The organism is Terriglobia bacterium (assembly GCA_020073085.1).
Classification (GTDB): Bacteria; Acidobacteriota; Terriglobia; order JAIQFV01; family JAIQFV01; genus JAIQFV01.
This window is the reverse complement of sequence record JAIQFV010000003.1, coordinates 1-21,660: the sequence shown is the minus strand read 5'-3', so window position 1 is coordinate 21,660 and position 21,660 is coordinate 1. Positions and strand designations below refer to the sequence as shown.

Annotated in this window: 11 protein-coding genes; 3 read left to right on the top strand and 8 right to left on the bottom strand. The window is 57.7% G+C overall.

Annotation, left to right across the window (positions count from 1 at the left end; all coding sequences use genetic code 11):
* Window positions 1-117: 117 nt before the first annotated feature.
* Together LAO21_04375 and nuoI are read right to left on the bottom strand one after the other, a co-directional pair.
* A complete protein-coding gene (locus tag LAO21_04375) occupies window positions 118-1,494 on the bottom strand; it encodes a sigma-54 dependent transcriptional regulator (GenBank protein ID MBZ5551935.1) in 1,377 nt (458 codons plus the stop codon).
* Window positions 1,495-2,661: 1,167 nt separating this feature from the next.
* Window positions 2,662-3,150, bottom strand: coding sequence for an NADH-quinone oxidoreductase subunit NuoI (gene nuoI / locus LAO21_04370; GenBank protein ID MBZ5551934.1), 489 nt, complete (start codon window positions 3,148-3,150; stop codon window positions 2,662-2,664).
* A 506-nt stretch (window positions 3,151-3,656) separates the two neighbouring features.
* Between nuoI and LAO21_04365 the strand changes: the two genes are divergently transcribed.
* The 3 genes from LAO21_04365 (at window position 3,657) to glmS (ending at window position 7,512) form a co-directional block, all read left to right on the top strand.
* The gene (locus LAO21_04365; protein ID MBZ5551933.1) at window positions 3,657-4,160 is read left to right on the top strand and encodes a tetratricopeptide repeat protein; all 504 of its coding nucleotides are present in this window, start codon (window positions 3,657-3,659) and stop codon (window positions 4,158-4,160) included.
* Window positions 4,161-4,238: 78 nt separating this feature from the next.
* On the top strand, window positions 4,239-5,639 hold the full coding sequence (glmU, locus tag LAO21_04360; protein ID MBZ5551932.1) for a bifunctional UDP-N-acetylglucosamine diphosphorylase/glucosamine-1-phosphate N-acetyltransferase GlmU: 1,401 nt from the start codon (window positions 4,239-4,241) through the stop codon (window positions 5,637-5,639).
* A 22-nt stretch (window positions 5,640-5,661) separates the two neighbouring features.
* Window positions 5,662-7,512 (top strand): glutamine--fructose-6-phosphate transaminase (isomerizing), encoded by a 1,851-nt coding sequence (glmS, locus tag LAO21_04355; protein ID MBZ5551931.1) that lies wholly within the window; start codon window positions 5,662-5,664, stop codon window positions 7,510-7,512.
* A gap of 102 nt (window positions 7,513-7,614) precedes the next feature.
* Here glmS and LAO21_04350 read toward each other — a convergent pair whose 3' ends face one another.
* The 6 genes from LAO21_04350 to LAO21_04325 all read right to left on the bottom strand — a co-directional run.
* Window positions 7,615-7,944: a cupin domain-containing protein gene (locus tag LAO21_04350; protein MBZ5551930.1), complete on the bottom strand. Its 330-nt coding sequence runs from the start codon at window positions 7,942-7,944 to the stop codon at window positions 7,615-7,617.
* A gap of 170 nt (window positions 7,945-8,114) precedes the next feature.
* On the bottom strand, window positions 8,115-9,230 hold the full coding sequence (amrS, locus tag LAO21_04345; GenBank protein ID MBZ5551929.1) for an AmmeMemoRadiSam system radical SAM enzyme: 1,116 nt from the start codon (window positions 9,228-9,230) through the stop codon (window positions 8,115-8,117).
* Window positions 9,231-9,566: 336 nt separating this feature from the next.
* Entirely contained in the window at window positions 9,567-10,487 is a 921-nt protein-coding gene (cysK, locus tag LAO21_04340) for a cysteine synthase A (GenBank protein ID MBZ5551928.1), read from the bottom strand.
* 288 nt (window positions 10,488-10,775) lie between these two features.
* Complete coding sequence (locus tag LAO21_04335) at window positions 10,776-14,945, bottom strand: hypothetical protein (protein ID MBZ5551927.1); 4,170 nt, start codon at window positions 14,943-14,945, stop codon at window positions 10,776-10,778.
* A gap of 292 nt (window positions 14,946-15,237) precedes the next feature.
* Complete coding sequence (locus tag LAO21_04330; GenBank protein ID MBZ5551926.1) at window positions 15,238-19,407, bottom strand: hypothetical protein; 4,170 nt, start codon at window positions 19,405-19,407, stop codon at window positions 15,238-15,240.
* An 829-nt stretch (window positions 19,408-20,236) separates the two neighbouring features.
* Window positions 20,237-21,660: hypothetical protein (locus LAO21_04325; GenBank protein MBZ5551925.1), on the bottom strand; the 1,424-nt coding region annotated here is incomplete at its 5' end.

The window sequence follows — 21,660 nt, the reverse complement described above, 5'->3', positions numbered from 1 at the left end:
AGTCAAAGACCCGTCCCGCTAAACCGTCCCCGCCTCGGAAATCATTCGGCGCCCCCATCGGCGGATCCCACCGCTGCGCAGAAAGGATCGCCGGGCACCAGGGGGACGTGATACCCGTCACCCTGCGGACTCAAGATCAGCGATTCCATAAGCCTTCAGCTTGTTTCGGATCGTCTTGACATCCACACCCAAGACCCGTGCTGCCTCCGCTTTGTTGTTATCCACAGCCTTGAGAGTCCTCAGGATAATCTCCTTTTCTGCATCAGAAAAGGTGGTGCCCGGCTTGATCGTAATCAACTGTTCCTGCTCCGCCGTGATCTGGGTCAAATACGGGGGCAGGTCTTGAGGCTCGATCCATTCCGACTTAGCCACAATGACGGCGCGCTCGATGACATTTCGCAATTCGCGAACATTTCCAGGCCATGAATAACTCATGAAAATCTGTTTGGTTCGCCTGGAAATCGACTTGATCTTGACCTGGTGCTTCTGGTCATACATCTCGATGAAATGACGCACCAGGAGTGGGATGTCTTCCTTCCTCTGCGCCAGGGGAGGCAGTTCCACCTGAACGGTGCTCAGCCTGTAAAACAAATCTTTCCGCAACGTCCCTTCCCGGATAGCTTCGTCGGGCCGATGATTGGTCGCTGCAATGATCCTCACGTCAATGGGTATGGATTCACGACCGCCCAGTCGTCGAACGCTCCCCTCTTCCAGGACACGGAGCAGTTTGGGCTGGAGATTCAGAGGCATCTCGGCAATCTCATCGAGGAACAGCGTTCCCTTCGTGGCGAGCTCAAAACACCCCGGACGTCGATCTTGAGCTCCCGTAAATGCGCCCCGTTCGTGCCCGAAAATCTCACTCTCGATAAGCGTTTCGGGTATTGCAGACGCATTGATGGCGATATAGGGTTCCAAGGCACGTGGGCTCGCCTGATGAATGGCATTCGCGACCACTTCCTTCCCCGTGCCGCTCTCCCCCGTAATCAAGACAGCCGCATCCTTGCTGGCCACGTCGCGGATTAGGCCGACAATTGACTTGATCGCCGGGCTTCGTCCGATCAAACCGAAAAAGGACCCGCCTGAACGCAAAAGCTTGTCGAGATCGTCAAGCTCTACCATTTCGGCTTCCTCTTCGCAAAGATTATCGAGAAGGATCTTCAGCTTCTTGAAATCGATGGGCTTTGTGAGAAAGTCGACCGCGCCCAGTTTCATCGCTTCCACGCCCAGATCGATGGTCCCCTCCGCCGTAATCAGGATGAGCTTGGTACTGGAGTTGGTGACCTTCAACCGTCGAAGGAGTTCGAGTCCCCCAAGCTTGGGCATGATCACATCGGTCACCACGACCGAGACCGGGTCCTTCTCCATCTTCTTTAGGGCGTCCTCGCCATCTTTGGCCTCCAGTGGCCTGTAACCCCACTCTTGCACCATGATAGAGAGCATCTCCCTCGCCGCTGCGTCATCGTCTACGATAAGAATGTGCTTGTCTGTTGTCATGTTTGAAGCGGATTATACGCCTCTCCTCTCACTTCAAGAAGGAATTTTTTCCCTGATTCCACATCCACATGAAGGCTTTCTTCCCATCCCCAAGCTAGGTGTGTTGAGCTTATTCCTGTAAATTCTTCAAATTAAGAAATTATTCCAGTTTGGCCACCTCATTGCATGTAACAAAACGGAACAGTTGTTGATGAGGATCATCGGTGCAGTAGAGAGCGTGGCCATTTAGCCTGGGATCGGCCCCTGACAGACTTGAATACGGGCTTGAGCAGCTCGTAGAATCCGGGAATGCTTGTAGGGCATTAGTACTCTGATGGGCTGATATGATTAGATCGGCCTGACAAAAGAATATTTAAGTTTCTGCCCGTGAGCTCTTTCCTCCTTGAATTTTTCTCGCGAGGCAGAAGGACGCGGCAGGTGGCGCTACCCCCGCCTGCCGCTTTTTTCCCTGTTCCAAAGCTCGAACCGTGGCTAGGCATTTTGGTTCGAGAACCCTTGGTCGCAAGCGCGACAAGATTGAGGAATGGGAGGTTTTGGATCGAAGCTTTTTGGCGTGAGGGAATGTGTCGTCTTCCCAATCCGTCAAGGAGATCTGCCCGTGAGTGGGCTCCTGGCTGAGTTTCTCTCGCGAGGCAGTATGGACGGCGACAGGTGGCGCTACCCCCACCTGTCGCCATCGCATTGAACGAAGAAAGACAACAAGAGTTCCCCGCCCTGTCCCAACCTTCCTGAAATTCTTCCATTTAATAAATTCCGACCCCAACAAGGATCTTGAATTGGATCTGATCGCCCTCGGTCGGACCTTGAACTCTTACAGATCAAGAATGAAAGGCCCGGGCCGCACCGTGCTCAATAGACCCAGACCCGAAGAATTGGCTCATTGCTGTCAATGAGGTCACAACCCTCTTGGAGAGTGAGGGCGGTGAAGGGGGTGGCTAGAAGATTGCAGAAATGAGCAGATTGATTACACAGGCTTTCTTGAAGCAGAGGCGGGGCCGGATAGGCTGTCCATTCCCCGTTGGGAGGGGAACCAGGGACTCCCAAATGAAATGGCGCCAGGATTGGTCATTGATCCTGGCGCCGGTTCTATTCGAGGAAGATACTGCAGGGAACTCTCTCCCCTGCCCGTCCCCCACCGATTTCATGCGGGGGTCCCTTTTCAAGACTTCAGGCTGCTTTCTCGCCCGCCTTCTTGACTTTCTCCTCCGTCGGGTTGGGAACAAGCAACATATCTTTCGTGTAGATCAAGTCCTTCGTATCGTATATGGCAAATTCAAATTTGTGACCGTGAGTAATGGCGTCCGTTGGGCAGGCCTCCACGCAAAACCCGCAAAAAATGCATCGACCGTAGTCAATGTTGTAAACCTTGGCGTAACGCTCAGCCTGGCTAAACCTTTCCTTCTCCGTATTCTCGGCGGCCTCGATGTAGATGGCGTTGGCGGGGCAGGCGGCTGAACATAGAAAGCAAGCCACGCATTTTTCCAGTCCATTTTCATCCCGTTGAAGTTCATGTATCCCGCGGTAGCGCTCTTCAAATTTCGGCGCCACATCGGGATAATTCTCGGTAATCGCAGGTCGAAACACATGTCTGAGAGTCATCCCGTAACCCTTGACGAGAGCGACCGACGCGTCCACAACCTCTCTAAGTAGATTCATTCGGTTCGTAGACCTGCCTTCTCCGGCGTCCTTCCATTTCCATTTCAGGATCGCAAGAATGACAAAATCTAAACTTATCGCAGCCCGGACCAATTGTCAATCTTTCGGGACCGAACCCCGTCACCTTGACTTTCGCTCGGAAGGTTTGCTATAAGAGGAAACGTCAGTCGAAAGCTTTAAAAAGCTACCCATCGGTTCCCTCAGATAGTCTTTGACCACAGGTTGGGCGACCGTGGTTTCTCCTTTGTCAATGAATAGGGTCGCTTCTCAAGCCATCAGTGCACCACCTGGAAACACCAACGACCTACACCACTCAAAAGAGGTTTAGTATGGCAAAAGGAACAAGACAACGGAGTGTCAAGAAGAAGACGGGAAAGAGCACCCGACCTGTCCAACGTCAAAAACCCACAGGGCGGTCCGCCGCAAAGGTCTCCTCCCGACGGGCGGAAGGACGCTTACCCTCCGCAAAAGCTCGTCCTGTGGAAAAGAGGATAATCAGAAGGGCGGTGACCCCGGAACGGGATCCGCAAGCGGTAAAACTTTATGAGGCAGCATTGAAGAGTTTCGGTTCGCACGAATTTGCGAGAGCTCGCGATACCTTTCAAAAAGTGATTGACCAATTTCCGAAAGAGCCTGACATCGTTGAGCGCGCAAGAGTCCACCTGAATATCTGCCAGCAACGGCTTGCCAAGGGTACAGGCAGCGCCAAGACGGCTGAAGACCTCTATAACCTCGCTATCATTCACCTGAATCGGCGAGAATTCGGGGAGGCAATGGCCAGTCTGGAAAAGGCGCTCGCGCTCGATCCGAAAGGCGACCACATTCTATATGGAATGGCCGCCTTGGAATCTCTGCAAGGTCATCTGGAGCCAGCCTTGAAGCACCTCCAAAGGGCCATCCAGTTGAACCCCTTGAACCGCATGGCTGCCTTGAGTGACCCGGATTTTGAACCCATTGCACCAACCACGGAATTTCAAGCCCTCGTTCGTGGGACACCTGCCGGCACTTAAGATTCGCATGCCGCGCAGTCATTTGTTCCCCCACAAATTAGGATTGGCGGGGAACCCAATTTCTGCGAACATGAGCCCATGTCAAACTCATTGATCGCCGTCGTGATGGCTGCGGGCAGGAGTACGCGCTTCAAATCGCAGCGCTCCAAGTTGGCCACTCCCGTTCATGGAAAAAGTATGATTGAGCGTGTGGTTGAGGCAACTGAAGGGCTTTCCCCCCAGACCCTCTATGTCGTAGTGGGCCATTGCGCTGAGGAGGTTCAATCAGTTCTCCGTAATCACTCCCTCAAATTTGTCACGCAGCAGCCCCAGCTCGGAACCGGTCATTGCGTTCTTGTGGCAACGCAGCAGATCTCGGAATCGTCGGGGACGGTCCTCATTCTCAACGGGGATATCCCGCTCATTGGCCAGAATTTGCTGAAGAAACTCCTGGAAGCGCACCGCTCCGAGCGGGCTGATGCGACGGTGGTCTCGACCCGATTGGAGGATCCCTCCGGCTACGGCAGGATCCTCAAAAATCGCTCCGGGAAGATCGCCCGGATCATCGAGGACCGCGACGCGACACCGGCCCAGCGTCGAATCCAGGAAATCAATGTCGGGATGTATCTCATATCCCTGGACCTTCTTAAGAAGTTTATTTCCAAGCTCAGTAATCAAAACGCCCAGCAGGAATATTACCTGACTGATCTTGTCGAGTTGTTGATCTCCGCCAAGAAGAAGGTGAACGTGTTTGAAACCCCGGACCCCCTGGAGGTTCTGGGAGTGAATGATCGTATCGAACTCGCTGCGGTGGACCGGGTCCTTCGATTGCGGACCCTCGAACGTCTCATGCGGGACGGCGTAACCATCATGGACCCCTTGACAACAACGGTCGAGGAGGGCGTCTCGATCGGGCAGGACACAATTCTCTTTCCGGGCGTTCGTATCGAAGGGTCTACCACGATCGGCCAGCGCTGTCTCATTCGCTCTCATTGCCGCATTACCAATTCGACCCTCGGAGACGATGTCACAGTCCATGACCTGAGCGTCATCAACGAAAGCCACGTTGCCGAGAGGGCTACCATCGGCCCGTTCGCTCATTTGCGGTTGGACGCGGTGGTCGAATCAAATGCCCGTGTCGGAAATTTTGTCGAGCTGAAGAAGACCAAGCTAGGCCAGAACTCCAAGGCCTCCCACCTGACCTACCTCGGTGACACGACGGTAGGGCAAAATGCGAACATTGGAGCGGGCACCATCACCTGCAACTATGATGGGGTCAATAAAAACTCGACCGTGATCGGCGATGAATGTTTCATCGGCAGCGGCGTGGAACTGGTCGCTCCGGTCGTCGTCCACAAGGGGGCATATGTCGCCGCAGGGTCGGTGATCACTCACGATGTTCCCCCCGATGCCTTGGCGATTGCACGGGGCCGGCAAGAGAACAAGCGGGATTGGAAGCAAAAGCGCGCCGACAAGAGATCGAAATCCACTAAAGCTTAGCGGGAATGAGAGGGGAAAACTCATGTGTGGCATCGTGGGCTACCTGGGAAAAAAGCGGGTCGTTCCTGTGATCCTCGACGGGTTGAAGCGGCTGGAGTATCGCGGCTATGACTCTGCAGGAATCGCTGTGGTCAACGAAGGACATCTGGAGATCAGGCGGACCAGTGGAAAGCTGCGCAATTTGGAGGAAGCGATCCGCCTCAAACCGCTCGATGGAACTTATGGAATCGGGCATACCCGCTGGGCCACCCACGGGCGTCCCACCGAAGAAAACGCCCATCCCCATCGAGACTGTAAAGGGGAGATTGTCGTGGTCCACAACGGCATTATTGAGAACTACCTTTCGATAAAGAACGCATTGATCGCCGAGGGCCATCATTTTGTCACTGAAACCGACACTGAAGTCATCGCCCACCTCGTCGAGAAGCATTCCAACGGAAACCTGGAAACGGCCGTCCTGAAAACGGTCCAACAGATCAAAGGTCTCTTCGCCCTCGCAATTCTCTCCACGAAAGATCCCAACAAGATCGTTGCAGCCCGCAGCGGACCTCCCGCCATCATTGGCCTGGGAAACGATGAATTTTTCGTCGCTTCCGATGTTCCCGCGGTCCTGCCTCATACACGCGACATTATCTTTCTCGCCGACGGAGACATCGCTGTCGTGACGGAGAACGGCGTATCTTTCATGGATTTCTCGGGGGCCCCCGTGACCCACCCCATTCAGCACATCACGTGGGACCCCATCATGGCTGAGAAGGGCGGGTTCAAGCACTTCATGCTCAAGGAGATCTACGAACAGCCGCGCGCCGTCCGGGACACCATGGTGGGGCGGCTCTCATTGGAAACGGGAAAGATCTTCCTGGACCAGATGATGATCGACGAGGATGAGTTCCGGCGCTTCACCAACATGCGGCTGGTGGCGTGTGGGACCTCATGGCATGCGGCCCTGGCAGGAAAATTCATGCTTGAGCGCCTGGCGCGTATCCCCGTCGAGGTGGACTATGGCTCGGAATTCCGATACCGCAACCCGATTATCACTCCCAGCACCCTGACCATGGTGATCACTCAATCCGGCGAAACCGCGGATACGATCGCGGCACAGCGGGAGGCACGGCAGCGGGGCTCCAAGAGCCTGGCCATCTGCAATGTCGTCGGCAGCATGGTGGCCCGCGATTCCGACGGGACCATTTACACACACGCCGGCCCGGAGATCGGCGTTGCCTCCACGAAGGCCTTTACCGCCCAGTTGACGGCTCTCTATCTGTTTGCCATCTGCCTGGCACAGATCCGCGGACAGATCGACGAAAAGGCGTCCAAACAATTGGTCCAGCAATTGACGGAAATTCCGAGCAAAATTGAGAAGATCCTCCAACAGGACGACACGATTGAGGAGTTGTCCCGGCATTTCTTCCGCTGCACCGATTTCCTCTTTCTCGGACGTGGCATCCATTACCCTATCGCCCTCGAAGGTGCGCTCAAACTCAAGGAAATCTCTTATATTCACGCCGAAGGATACCCCGCGGGAGAGATGAAGCACGGCCCCAACGCCCTGATCGATGAGAATCTGCCGGTGGTCATTCTCGCCTCCACGGATGCGAACGATCCCGAATCGGTCATCCTTCGCGAAAAGACAATGAGCAACGTCAAAGAAGTGAAGGCCCGGGACGGGATCGTCATCGCGCTGGGGAGTGAAGGGGACCATGAACTCGCCGAGGCCTCCGACCACTTCCTGGAGACCCCGCAGACCAACGCGATGTTGAGTTCGATTCTCGAAGTGGTGCCCTTGCAGTTGCTCGCCTATCACATTGCCATCCGCCGTGGCTGCGACGTAGACCAGCCGCGCAATCTCGCCAAGAGCGTCACGGTGGAATAATGTGCGAGTCGTCTCGCCCGATCGTTCCACTTCTTGTGGCATTTCCGCAAAGGAGGTGGATCGAGGGGAGACCGAGAATCCCTTAGACCGGAGTCTTCTTTCTTAAGCATTGGGCGGCGCAGGCGACATGCCCATCAATAGAACCAGCCGATAAGGCCCAGCGTTGGTCACCGCATGACTGACGCCCGCCGGCGCCCACACGGTCATTCCCATTCTCCCTTTCTGGGTCTCCTTTCCCACGGTAAATTCACCTTCGCCTTCGACGACAAAGTAAAATTTATCCTGCTCCGCGTGCTGGTGGGCGTGATGCGACTGTCCTGGCTCCAAACAATTTATCCCCAGAAGCATCCTTGGAGTTCGAAAGAGAGTCGTCTTGGAGGGTTTTTCCTGGGAAAAGCCGATGTGAGACCGGTAGTCCTGAAAATAATCCATCAATGACCTCCTGTTGCCTGAATACAGAGGATTCTAGAATGTCGTGACACTGGTGGCTCGATGGAGATTGGCTCCCTCAAGCCTGGACACCCCCCCCGAGGGATCGGGGTGGAACTTTCCCTGCCGGCCGCAAAAGTCCGGGCCTCACCAAAGCTCTGGATCTCGCAACCTTATGACCGAACTCGCTGGTGTATCCGGGGAACAAACGGACGTGCAGTGATCTGACCGCGAAAGTCAGAGTCCCATCTTCCCGGAATCATAGTTCCGCAAGACGGGCAGGAACCGTTTGCCGTCAGGGAATAACGGGTGATCAAGTACCCGAATCTCTCGATGAGGAGCATCTGGCAATTGGAGCAGCAGGTGTTCTCGAGGCCACCGACCTGCCCCGGCAAATTGCCTGCGTAAATATAACGCAACCCTGCAGCCCGGCCGATCTCCGAGGCGCGGATTAAAGCGTCGGCGCTGGTGTCCTCGGGATCTGTCATTTTGTAGTCTTTGTGAAAGGCCGTCACATGCCAGGGAATATCCCGTGAGACGCTGCAGAGGAACCCGGTCAGCCTTTTCAGTTCCTCTTCAGAATCATTGAATCCCGGGATCAGAAGCGTAAGGACCTCCAGCCAAAATCCCAACTGAAACAACCGCCGGATGGTATCGAGTATCGGCTGAAGACGTCCTCCGAGTTGGCGGTAGTGCTTGTCATCAAAGCTCTTGAGATCGACCTTGTAAAGATCAACCCAGGGCCGAAGGTATTCGAGCACCTCCGGGGTGCCGTTCCCATTGGAGACATAACCGGTCATTAGCCCAGCGCCCTTCGCCTCCCGGAACACCGCCACTCCCCACTCACTCGTAATGAGCGGCTCGTTGTACGTACTGACGATTACTTTGGCGCCTTGACGAAGAGCCTCGCGCACCAGGGCCTGGGGTGTGACCTTCAACGGCGAGGCGACTGCCGACGGATCGCGCAAGACCTGGGAGGTCACCCAGTTCTGGCAGTAGGCGCAGTGCAAATCACAACCCAGCATGCCAAAGCTGTACGCCAGCGCCCCGGGATAGGCATGGAAGAACGGCTTCTTTTCAATCGGGTCGCATTGGACCCCGCCGACATATCCCCAGGGGACGAAGAGCGACCCTCCCTCGTTGAACCGGACCTTGCACACCCCCGGCTGCCCTTCGGGAATCCGACAGCTATGCCCACAGGCATAACAACGCAGCCATCCTCCCTCGAACTTCTCATAGAGTTCGCCCTCGCGAACGTTTTCATTGACGATGGCTTGTAACGTGGCCATAGGGATCAGACTCGAGGGAATATTATACTATTTTTGGGGGGGGATTGATCTAATTGGTCTATTCGGTCTATTCGGTCTGTCCGGTCTGTCTGGTCTGTTCGGTCTGTCTGGTCTGTTCGGTCAAAAGCAACGGTCTAGTTGGTCTATTTCGTTTATCCGAATAGACCCGCCACAATGCGCCGCGGGCTAGCTCGATGTTCAAATGCTTCGTGAGTTCGCTCACTGACAACTGAGAACTGGCAACTGATAACTACTTTTTGATGGAATCCGCCACACACCAAGCGGACGCAAACGCAGACCGAAAAGACCGAATAGACTGAACAGACTGCTTTCCTCCTACCACACTGAAAGATACCTTTCGCCCCGGTCAGGAAGGATAGTGACCACATTCTTACCTGGTCCCAAGGCACGAGCGACCTCTTGGGCCGCCACCACATTCGCTCCCGCGCTGATCCCGACGAACAGTGCCTGTTCCCGGGCCAACCTCTTGGCCATTCGAATGGCTTCTTGTGTCGGGACTTTCACAACTTGATCGACCTTCTCGACCTTCAGGATCGGAGGGATGAACCCATCGGCGATGCCCTGAATTCCATGATCTCCCGGGGACTGTCCCGAAATAACTGCTGATTCCGCTGGTTCCACGGCAACGATTTGAACACGGCGATTTGCCCGGCGGAGCGCCTCACCCACCCCCATAAGAGTCCCGCCTGTCCCCACGCCCATCACAAAGGCATCAACATCCGATCCCAACTCGTTGAGGATCTCACGACCGGTGGTGGCGGTGTGAGCCGCCGGATTGTCGGGATTCGAAAACTGCCGGGGCAGGAAGATGGTGGGGTCCTTTCCGGCCCGATCCTCAGTATCAGCGACTGCCCGCTCGATGTCCTTGACGTCATCGATCAGCTCGAGTTCAGCTCCAAAAGCCTCAATCATCTTTCGCCGCTCGACGCTAGCGGTCCTTGGCATGATGATGACAACCCGGTAGCCTTTTTGTGCCCCCACCATTGAAAGGGCTATCCCCGTATTTCCGCTGGTGACTTCCAGGATGGTCGAGCCAGGTTTCAGGTCGCCACGATCCTCGGCGCGCTCGATGATGTACTGGGCGATCCGGTCTTTGACGCTGCCTCCCGGATTCATGAATTCGGCTTTGGCAAAGATGGTGGCGCCCGCTGCGGGGCCAGACGGTGACAGCTCGAACAAGGGGGTGTTTCCAATGCGTGTCAACAGGGTGGGACAAGGCACTAGAACAGCAGACATATCAAGCCTCCCTCAAAGCTGTTGCTAGTGATGATATATCACAAAGCAAGATTAAGGTCTATTCGGTCTATTCAGTCTGTTCGGTCTTTTCAGTCAGAAACAACAGTCTATTTGGCTTGATTCATTTATCCGACTAGACCTCCCACAATGCACTTTATGATTGCGCGGAGTTCAGTGGCATCGCCATTTCAGTTCAATGACAACTGAGAGCTGGGAACTGATAACTGGTTCTTGACTGAATCCGCCACAACCCCGGCGGACGCAAGCGCAGGCCGAACAGAATCTCCCTCATTGACATCCACTACACGCCGAATACGTGTAGTCATTAAACAGCCACGCCCCTCCGATCCTTGACCACAGCCGCACATACACCGTGCTGCTGTCGTTGGGCAGGCCAGTCACTCCCGTAGACAAGTTAATGCCCTGCCCGGCGCCGTGAAGCTCCTGCCCTCCCGGCGTCAGGCCCACAAACAGGTAGTACTCCGAAGCGAGGCTCGCACTCCATGTAAATGTCACTGCTCTGGAAGTCAGCGTTGATCCCGAGGCGGGCGTCTGCATTAGGGCTTTCGTCCCCGTGCACCCGGTGCACGCCGTGTAGCTGTAATCGTTAAACAGCCACGCTCCCCCGATCTTCGACCACAGCCGCACATACACGGCGCTGCCATTGTTCGGGATGTCCATCACCTGACTCGACAGGTTTGTCCCCTCTCCGGCACTGTAAATCTCCTGCCCGCCCACGGTCGTCCCCACCTGCAGGTAGCACTCCGACGCCAGACTGCTGCTCCACGTGAAGGTCACCATCGTCGCGGTCAAGGTGGACCCTGCGGCAGGACTCGCCATCACCGCCGTCGTCGGCGTGCACCCGCTGCATGCCACATAGCTGTAGTCGTTGTAGAACCACGCCCCACCCATTTCCGACCACAACCGCACATAGACGTTGCCGCCTACTATCGGCAGACCGGACACTGCTGCCGACAGGCCCCTCCCCTGCCCCGCACTGTAGACCTGTTGCCCGCCCGGCGTGGTCCCCACTTGTAGGTAGTACTGCGAAGCCAGACTCCCGCTCCATGTAAACGTCACCGACGAGGAACTCAACGTCGATCCCGATTCCGGACTCGTCATGGCTGCCTTGGTCGCCGTGCATCCGCTGCACGCGGTGTAGGGATAATCGCTGTAAAACCACGCCCCTCCGACATTGGTCCACAACCGCGCATACACCGGACTCCCGTCGGTCGGCAGTCCCCATACCGCCACCGACAGGCTCGCCCCCTGCCCTGCACTGTAAATCTGCTGCCCGCCCAACGTCGTGCCCACCTGGAGATAACATTCACTCCCCAGGCTCGTGCTCCACCAGAAGACTTCCATTGAGGAACTCAGCGTGGACCCCGGCGCAGGCGTGGTCATCGCCGCCTTGGTCGCGGTACAGCCGGTGCAAGAAGTGTAAATATAGTCATTGAAGGACCATAGCCCCGCGATCTTTGACCACAGGCGTACGTACACGGAGCTGCCGTCGGTCGGCAGCGCCGCCACCGTCGCCGACAGGTTCAGGCCTTCGCTGACACTGTAAAGCTCTTGCTCCCCCGGCGTCGTGCCCACCTGAAGATAGTATTCGAAGACTCCTGTGCCCGTTGTCCAAGTAAACGTCACCGTCGAAGAGGTCAGCGCCGATCCCGGCGTTGGGCTCGCCATCTCAGCCTTGCTTGAAGCCGGAAGAAAAACCTCCCGCACAGACTCCACTATCGACCCGCAGCCGGTGTATAACCCAGTCCGGAAAGAGCCACGAGCCCTCAAAAGGAAGTTCTGATTGCTCGGTAACGTCACCCCGCCCAGCTGCCAGCCGCCCGCCACCCGCGTGCCCACGCCCATGGGACTATAGTTGTTTCCGTCGTCGGACGATTCGAACGTCACGCTTTCCACTTCCGGTGCGGCGCCACTGCGCGACCAAGTAATCATAGATCCGGCGCCGTCAACTCCCAGATTTTCGAACGCGGCCTCGTTATTCGCCAACCGACCAATGAAGTATCGCGTCGTTGTCCCGGTCCCGCCTCCTCCGAGCATTGTGAACGCACCACCCACGAGGACCTTTCCGTCCGGCTGCAAGGCCATAGTTTGAACATAGCTGTTTGCTCCCGGGTCGAAGCTGGTGTCGAGATTCCCATCCGGGTTCAGCCGACCAATACGGTTGCGCGTCGTCGTGCCACTCCCGCCTCCTCCCAGCCTCGTGAATGCACCTCCCACCATGATCTTCCCGTTTGCTTGCATTGCCAGGGCGTAGATAGGGCTGTCCGCTCCCGGATTGAAGCCGGTGTCGAGACTTCCATCCGGATTCAGTCGACCAATATGGTTGCGTGTCGTCGTCCCCGTCCCGCCTCCTCCAAGCTTCGTGAATTGACCCCCCATGAGGATGCTCTCATCCGGTTGCACTGCCAAGGCGTAGACCTGGCCGTCGGCCCCCGGATTGAAGCCGGTGTCGAGACTTCCATCGAGGTATAGCCGGCCAATCGCAATGCGCGTAGTCGTCCCCGTCCCGCCACCTCCTAGCGTCGTGAATCCACCTCCCACCAGGATCTTGCTGTCCGGCTGCAACGCCAGAGCGACGACAGTGTCATCTGCTCCCGGATTGAAGTCGGAGTCGAGACTTCCGTCCGGGTTCAATCGACCAATCCTGTTCCGCGTCGCCACCCCCGTCCCTCCGCCTCCCAGCATCGTGAATTTACCTCCCACCAGGATCTTTCCATCCGGTTGCACTGCCAGAGCGTAGACCTCACCGTCAGCCCCCGGATTGAAGCCGGTATCGATACTTCCATCCGGGTTCAGCCGACCAATATAGTTGCGCATCGTCGTCCCCGTCCCCCCGCCACCCAGCATGGTGAAAAAACCTCCCACCAGGATCTTTCCATCGGGCTGTACCGCCAGAGCGGCGACCCAGTTGTCCGCTCCCGGATCAAAGTTGGTGTCGAGGCTTCCATCCGGGTTCAGCCGACCGATATGGTTGCGCGTCGTCGTCCCCTTCCCCCCTCCTCCCAGGGATGTGAACGCACCTCCCACCAGGATCTTCCCGTCCGGCTGCAACGCCACAGGCCATACTGAGGTGTTTGCTCCCGGATCAAAGCTGGTGTCGAGACTTCCATCTGCGTATACCCGGCCAATATAGTCGCGCGTGGTTGTCCCTGTTCCACCTCCTCCCAGCGTCGTGAAGTTACCACCCACCAGGATCTTTCCGTCCGGCTGTACCGACACGGCTAGGATATTGCTGCTCGCTCCCGGATCGAAGTTGGTGTCGAGACTTCCGTCCGGGTTCAAACGACCAATACACCAGCGCGCCGTCGTTCCCGTTCCCCCTCCTCCCAGCGTCGTGAATCCACCTCCCACCAGGATCTTCCCGTCTGGCTGCACCGCAAGTTCGAGGACAGTGCCGTCCGTTCCCGGATTGAAGTCGGTGTCGAGACTTCCGTCTGGGTTCAGCCGACCAATACGATAGACCGTCGTCGTCCCCGTCCCGCCGCCTCCCAGCGTTGAGAAGTCACCTGCCACCAGGATCTTCCCATCCGGCTGCACTGCCATAGCGAAGACCGCGTTGTTCGTTCCCGGGTTGAAGTTGGTGTCGAGACTTCCATCCGGGTTCAACCGACCGATATGGTTCCGCGTCGTCGTCCCCGTCCCCCCTCCTGCCAGCGTCGTGAATCCACCTACCGCCACAATCTTGCCGTCCGGCTGCACCGCTAGAGCGAAGACCTCGTAGTTCGCGCCCGGATTGAAGCTGGTGTCGAGACTTCCGTCCGGGTTAAGCCGACCAATACGATGGACCGCCGTCGTCCCCGTCCCACCTCCTCCCAGCGTCGTGAAGTCACCTCCCACCAGGATCTTCCCGTCCGGCTGCACCACAAGAGCGAAGACTCCGCCGCTCGCTCCCGGATCAAAGCTGGTGTCGAGGCTTCCGTCCGGGTTCAATCGACCAATACAGTTCCGCGGGGTCGTCCCCGTCCCACCTCCTCCCAGCGTACTGAAATAGCCTCCCACCAGGATTTTCCCGTCCGGCTGTACCGCCAAGGCCCACACCGCGTTGCTCGCTCCTGGATCGAAGCTGGTGTCGAGGCTCCCATCCGGATTCAGCCGACCAATATAGTTGCGCGGCGCCGTCCCACCTCCTCCCAGCGCCGTGAATTGACCTCCCACCAGGATCTTCCCGTCCGGCTGCACCGCCAGAGCGAGGACGAGGGCGTTCGCTCCCGGATCGAAGCCATCGAGTGCCGATTGCGCCCACGCGGCAGAACTCAATGCCAGCATCGCCACAAACAGGGCGCACACGAGGTTCACCACATCCCAACGGGAAACTTGTCGTCCCACCTGTCCCGCAAGGTGGGAAGCAGGGTGCGGGTTGGACTCTTGAGGCTTTTCGTTGAGGCTGGCGCTCCGAAGAGAGCGTTCGAGGTTCAAGTCACGGTTGTTGGTTTTCATCGGTCTCCTCCCTGGAACCGAATCTTTCCATTTTCATTCGAGACGTTTTATCCGCCACACTCGCGCATCACCGAACCCAGGGTTCCCTCCCAATGGATGAAGGAAGTTGCTGTTCCTTGAGAACCTACCGCCTTCCTTGCTCACGAGCTCGGAGAATAATGTTTTCATTTCGAAGAACTGTATCTATAACCGATTACCTTGATATAGACCGAATCCGCCAAAAACTCGGCGGACCTTCGGCCGAACAGACCGAACAGACTGAATAGACCGAACAGACTGAACAGACCTTCCCTCATTGACATCCGGTACACGACGTATATGTATAGTCACTAAAGAGCCACGCTCCCCCAATCCTTGACCACAATCGCACATGCGCGGTGCTGCCGTCGTTGGGCAAGCCGGTCACTCCTGTCGTGAGGTTCGTGCCCTGCCCCGCGCTGTAGAGTTCCTGCCCACCCGGCGTCCCCCCAACAAACAAGTAGTACTCCGCCGCCAGGCTTGCACTCCACGTGAATGTCACCCCCGTGGAAGTTAGGGTCGATCCCGGAGCGGGACTCGTCATCGCCGCCTTTGTTGCCATGCAGCCCGTGCATGCCGTGTAGGTGTAATCCATAAACGACCATGCCCCACCCACGTTCGACCACAGGCGCACATAGACCGCACCCCCGTTGTTGGGCAGATCCAACACCTCGCTCGACAGGTTCGTCCCTTCACCTGCACTGTAAATCTCCTGCCCGCCCGGCGTTGTCCCCACCTGCAGGTAACACTCGGAGGCTAGGCTTGTGCCCCACGTGAAGGTCACTATGGAGGACGTTAAGTTGGATCCCGGGGCGGGACTTGTCATCGCCGCTATCGTCGGGGTGCACCCAGTGCAGGCCACGTAGCTGTAGTCGTTGTACAACCACGCCCCGCCGACGTTCGAAAACAGCCGCACATACACGTTCCCCCCCCCGATGGGTAGTCCACTCACTCCTGCCGACAGGCCCGTCCCCTGCCCGGCACTGTAGATCTGCTGCCCGCCCGGGGCCGTCCCTACCTGCAAGTAGTACTGCGAAGCCAAACTGCCGCTCCACGTAAAGGTCACCGACGAGGAGGTCAGCGTCGACCCTGTCGCCGGACTGGTCATCACCGCCTTGGTCGCCGTGCATCCGCTGCACGCGGTGTAGGCATAATCGTTGTAAAACCACGCCCCTCCGACATTGGTCCACAACCGCGCATACACCGGACTCCCGTCGGTCGGCAGTCCCCATACCGCCACCGACAGGCTCGCCCCCTGCCCTGCACTGTAAATCTGCTGCCCGCCCAGGGTGGTCCCCACCTGGAGATAACATTCACTCCCCAAGCTCGTGCTCCACCAGAAGACCTCCATGGAGGAACTCAGAGCGGACCCCGGCGCAGGCGTGGTCATCGCTGCCTTGGTCGCCATGCACCCGGTGCATGCCGTATACGTGTAATCGTTGTATTGCCACGCTCCTCCGACGTTCGACCACAGCCGCGCGTGCACCGTACTGCCATTGGTCGGCAGGGCCAACACCGTCGCCGACAGATTCAGGCTTTCGCTCGCGCTGTACAGCTCCTGGCCTCCTGGCGTAGTTCCTACCTGAAGATAGTACTCGGTCGCCTCGGGGCCCACGCTCCACGTGAAGGTCACGGCTGAAGAAGTGAAAATCGATCCCCGGGGGGGATCCACCATCACGGCCTTGCCCGAAGGCGGCAGAAAAACCTCCCGCACGGATTCCACTATCGACCCGGAGCCGCTGTAGCATCCCGTCCGGAAATAGCCACGAGCCCGCAAGAAGACATTCTGATTGCTCGGTAAAGTCAGCCCGCTCAATTGCCAGCCGCCCGCGACTCGCGTGCCCCCGCCTAGAGGGCTATAGTTGATTGCGTCGTCAGCCAATTCGAACGTCACCTCATCCACTTCCGGTCCGGCGCCACTGCGCAACCAGGTAATCACAGATCCCGTGCTGTCAACCCCGAGATTCTCGAGGGCGGCTTCGTTATTCGTCAACCGACCAAAACAGAAGCGCGTCGCTGTCCCTGTCCCGCCTCCTCCCAGCGTATCGAAAGCACCTCCCACGAGGATCTTCCCGTCCCGCTGGGCTACTAGAGCATAGACCTCCCAATTCGCTCCCGCGTCGAAACTCGTGTCGAGACCTCCATCCGGGTTCAACCGACCAATCCTGTTGCGAATCGTGGTCCCCGTCCCGCCTCCTCCCAGCGTCGTGAAAAGACCTCCCACAAGGATCTTTCCACCCGACTGCACCGCCAGAGCGTCGACCTTGTCGTTCGCACCTGGATCAAAGCTGACGTCGAGACTTCCATCTGCGTACAGCCGACCAACCCTGTTGCGCGTCGTGGTCCCCGTCCCACCTCCCCCCAGCGTCGTGAAGTTACCTCCCACCAGGATCTTCCCGTCCGGCTGCACCCCCAGAGTGTAGACACTGCCGTTGGCTCCCGGATTGAAGCTCGTGTCAAGACTTCCGTCCGGGTTCAGCCGACCAATACGATTGACCGTCGCAGTTCCCGTCCCACCTCCTCCCAGCGTCGTGAAGACGCCTCCCACCAGAATCTTCCCATCCGCCTGCACCGCCAGAGCCACGACCGCGCCGTTTGCTCCCGGATCGAAGCTGGTGTCGAGACTTCCGTCCGCGTTCAGCCGGCCAATGTAGTTCCGCATTATCGTCCCGGTCCCGCCTCCTCCCAGCATCGTGAAGCTACCGCCCACCAGGATCTTCCCATCCGGCTGCACCACCAGAGCGTAAATATAGCTGTTCGCTCCCGGATTGAAGCTGGTATCAAGACTTCCATCCGCGTTGAGCCGACCAACATAATTGCGCGCCGTCGTCCCTGTCCCGCCTCCTCCCAACGTCGTGAACCAACCTCCCACCAGGATCTTCTCATCCGGCTGCACTGCCAGAACGTAGACCCAACTGTTCGCTCCCGGATCGAAGCTGCCGTCGAGAATTCCGTCCTGGCTCAGCCGACCAATACTGTTCCGCGGCGTCGTCCCCCACACGCCCCCTCCCAGCCTGGTGAAAATACCTCCCACCAGGATCTTCCCGTCCGGCTGCACCGCCAGAGCGGTGACAGAGTTGTCTGCTCCCGGATCGAAGTTGGTGTCGAGGCTTCCATCCGGGTTCAGCCGACCAATTTTGTTGCGCCATCCCGTCCCACCTCCTCCCAGCGTCGTGAAAAGACCTCCCACGAGGATCTTCCCATCGGGCTGCACCGCAAGAGCCAGAACCAAGTCGTCCGCTCCAGGATCGAAGCTGTTATCGAGACTTCCGTCCGGGTTCAACCGACCAATTCTGTTGCGCGTTGTCGTCCCCGACCCGCCTCCTCCCAGCGTCGTGAATCCCCCTCCCACCAGGATCTTTCCGTCCGGCTGCACCGCCAAAGCATCGACCTCGTTGTTGGTTCCCGGATCGAAGCTTGTGTCGAGATTTCCATCCGGGTTCAGTCGACCAATATAGCTGCGCGGCGTCGTCCCCGTCCCTCCTCCTCCCAGCGTCGTGAAGATACCTCCTATTAGGATCTTCCCATCCGGCTCAATCGCTAGGGCGTGGACTGTGTTGTTCGCTCCCGGATCGAAGCCCGTGTCGAGACTTCCATCCGAGTTCAACCTACCGATCTTGTTCCGCGTTGTCGACCCTGTCCCGCCTCCTCCCAACCTGTTGTATTGACCTCCCACCAGAATCTTCCCGTCCGACTGCAGGGCTAGAGCGGCTACCCAGCCGTTCACTCCCGGATCGAAGCTCGCGTCGAGACTTCCATCAGGGTTCAGCCGACCAATCCGGTTGCGCGATGTCGTCCCCGTCCCGCCTCCTCCTAGCATCGTGAAGCTACCTCCCACCAGGATCATCCCATCCGGCTGGATGACCAGAGTGCGGACAGGGCCACTCGCTCCCGGATCGAAGCTGGTGTCGAGACTTCCATCAGGGTTCAACCGACCAATTCTATTGCGCGTCGTCGTCCCAGTCCCGCCTTCTCCCAGCGTCGTAAAGTTACCTCCCACCAGGATCTTCCCGTCCCGCTGCACGGCCAGTGCGTAGACTACGGCGTTCGCTCCCGGATCGAAGCTGGTGTCGAGACTCCCGTCCGGGTTCAGCCGACCAATCCTGTTGCGCGTCGGCGTCCCAACAGCGCCTCCTCCCAGCGTCGTGAATCCACCCCCCACCAGGATCTTTCCGTCCGGCTGCACCGCCAGAGCGTAGACTGTGCCGTTCGCCCCTGGATCGAAGCCATCGAGTGCCGATTGCGCCCGTGCGGCAGAACTCCATCCCAGCAACGCCACAAACAAGACGCATACGAGCCTCAGTACATCCCAACGCGAAATTCGTCGTGCGACTTCCCCCGAAGAGGGGAAGGGAGTCCACAGATTGGACTCTTGAGACTTTTCATTGAGGTACCCGCTCCGAAGAGAGCGTTCGAGGTTCAATTCACGGTTGTTGGTTTTCATCGGTCTCCTCCCTGGAACCGAATCATTCCATTATGAATCGCGGCGTTTCATCCGCCACACTCGCATAACAACTGAGGTCAGACTTCAATTCTCGGGCCTGCTGCAAACATCCCTGTTTGTGGAACAATTGAAAACTTGGGTTCGGACTCAAGACAATTCTGGACTCCATCAGACGACCTCACGCCCTGAAACCAGAAATTACCTCACCCGATGGATTCCAAGACTGTGCGATGAGTCGACAAGCAACAGAACACGCATGAGTGTGTGAAATCCGGCTCAAGTGGTTGGGGGTTCCCATAGCTGTTCCCCTGTTTGCATCCACACAACAAACAAATCAGAGTCCCACCGCAGGAACGGAGTCGATGAGCTTTCTGGAATCATCGACTTGTGAGGGACTTTGACGAGGGGGCCTGGGCCTTTTTGTTTTATGAGAACTTGATGATCTTTAGGAGGGGAAAATTTGGAGTGATAAAAGGCAATCCAACTCGATAAATACAAGACGCCATTGCTACCCTTCGCGTCATACCCCCAAATGGCTGTCTAAGATCATGTGATACTAATCACAATCCTCTCCTAAGGTCAAGAAAAGAGAATCACTTCACAATCCAGAAATCAACTCCTTTGCTCCCCGAAGTCCATGCCGAAAGCTCGCGACTGGTCGCCCTGAGAACAGATCCGCCATGAAAGCATTGGATCTTCGACCGAACAGACTGTATAGCTCCGCCAGAAAAGATTGGCGGAGCTGCGGCCGAATCCGCCACAAAGCCGGCGAACCTGCGGTTGAAAAGACCGCATAGACCGAACAGCAGCATAGACCAAACAGACTGAACTAAATCTTGCTGGCACTCCAGGTCGTGCTGCCCGAGCCATAACAACCGGGCACGCCCGGGATTTCCACAAGCGTGAAGTCCAAGGTTCCACTCGAGGCAGAGCTGGAGCTAAAGCTCCCGCCGATGGTGTAAGTGATGCCGCCCGGCCCAGCCGTGTAGGTCCAGGAAAACGCATTACTCGTGATCAGGTGGTTCATCGATGGGGTGGTGCTGGTAGAATCCGTTGTGCATCCAGGTCCCGCAATGTGGACTCCAAAAGAGATTGCTGTGACTGAGCCCCCCGAAACCGTGAAGGTGATCGGCTTCCCCTGGGCCGTCAGCCCCGACCAGTTCCCATCCAGGGAGAATCCTCCGGCATTCAAGGCTGTGTAGATGTAGTCATAGAACAACCAAGCACCTCCAATCTTCGACCACAGCCGCACGTGCACCGTGCTCCCATCTTCAGGTAAGCCGCTCACTCCGGTTGTCAAGTTCGTCCCTTGCGCCGCGCTGTAGATTTCCTGTCCTCCTGCCGTATGGCCCACGAACAAGTAGTACTCCGAAGCCAGGCCTGCACTCCAGGTGAAGGTCACCGCCGTGGAACTCAGGGTCGATCCCGGAGCCGGCGTCACCATCGCCGCCTTCGTGGCCACACACCCCGTGCACGCCGTGTAGGTGTAGTCCTTGTACGACCAGGCCCCGTCCACGTTCGACCACAGCCGTACATACACCGCATTTCCGTTGTTGGGCAGGTCCACCACCTGCGACGACAGGCTCGTTCCCTCCCCCGCACTGTACAGTTCTTGCCCTCCCAGCGTCGTCCCCACCTGCAGGTAGCACTCCGACGCCAGACTCGCACTCCACGTGAAGGTCACCACCGTCGAGCCCAGCGTCGCCCCCGGCGCCGGCCCCGTCATCAGCGCCTCCGTCCCCATACACCCACTGCACGTTGCGTAGGTATAGTCGTTGTACAACCACGCCCCACTGACATTCGACCACAACCGCACATACACCGTACTTCCATCCGTCGGCAGTCCCCACACCACCGCTGACAGCCCCGTCCCTTGCCCTGCACTGTAGAGCTGCTGGCCGCCCACGGTGGTCCCCACTTGCAGATAACACTCACTCCCCACACTCGCGCTCCACCACAATGTTGCCATCGAAGAGCTCAACGTCGCCCCCGGCGCCGGCGTCGTCAGCACGGCCTTCGTGGCCATGCACCCGGTGCAGGCGGCATAGGTGTAATCGTTGTACAGCCATGCCCCCCCGATGTTCGACCACAACCGCGCATAGACCGGGCTCCCGTCGGTCGGCAATCCCCAGACCACCGCCGACAGTCCCGTCCCCTGTCCCGCACTGTAAATCTCTTGTCCCCCCAGCGTGGTTCCCACCTGCAGATAACACTCACTCCCCAGGCTGGTGTTCCACCAGAAGGTCGTCATCG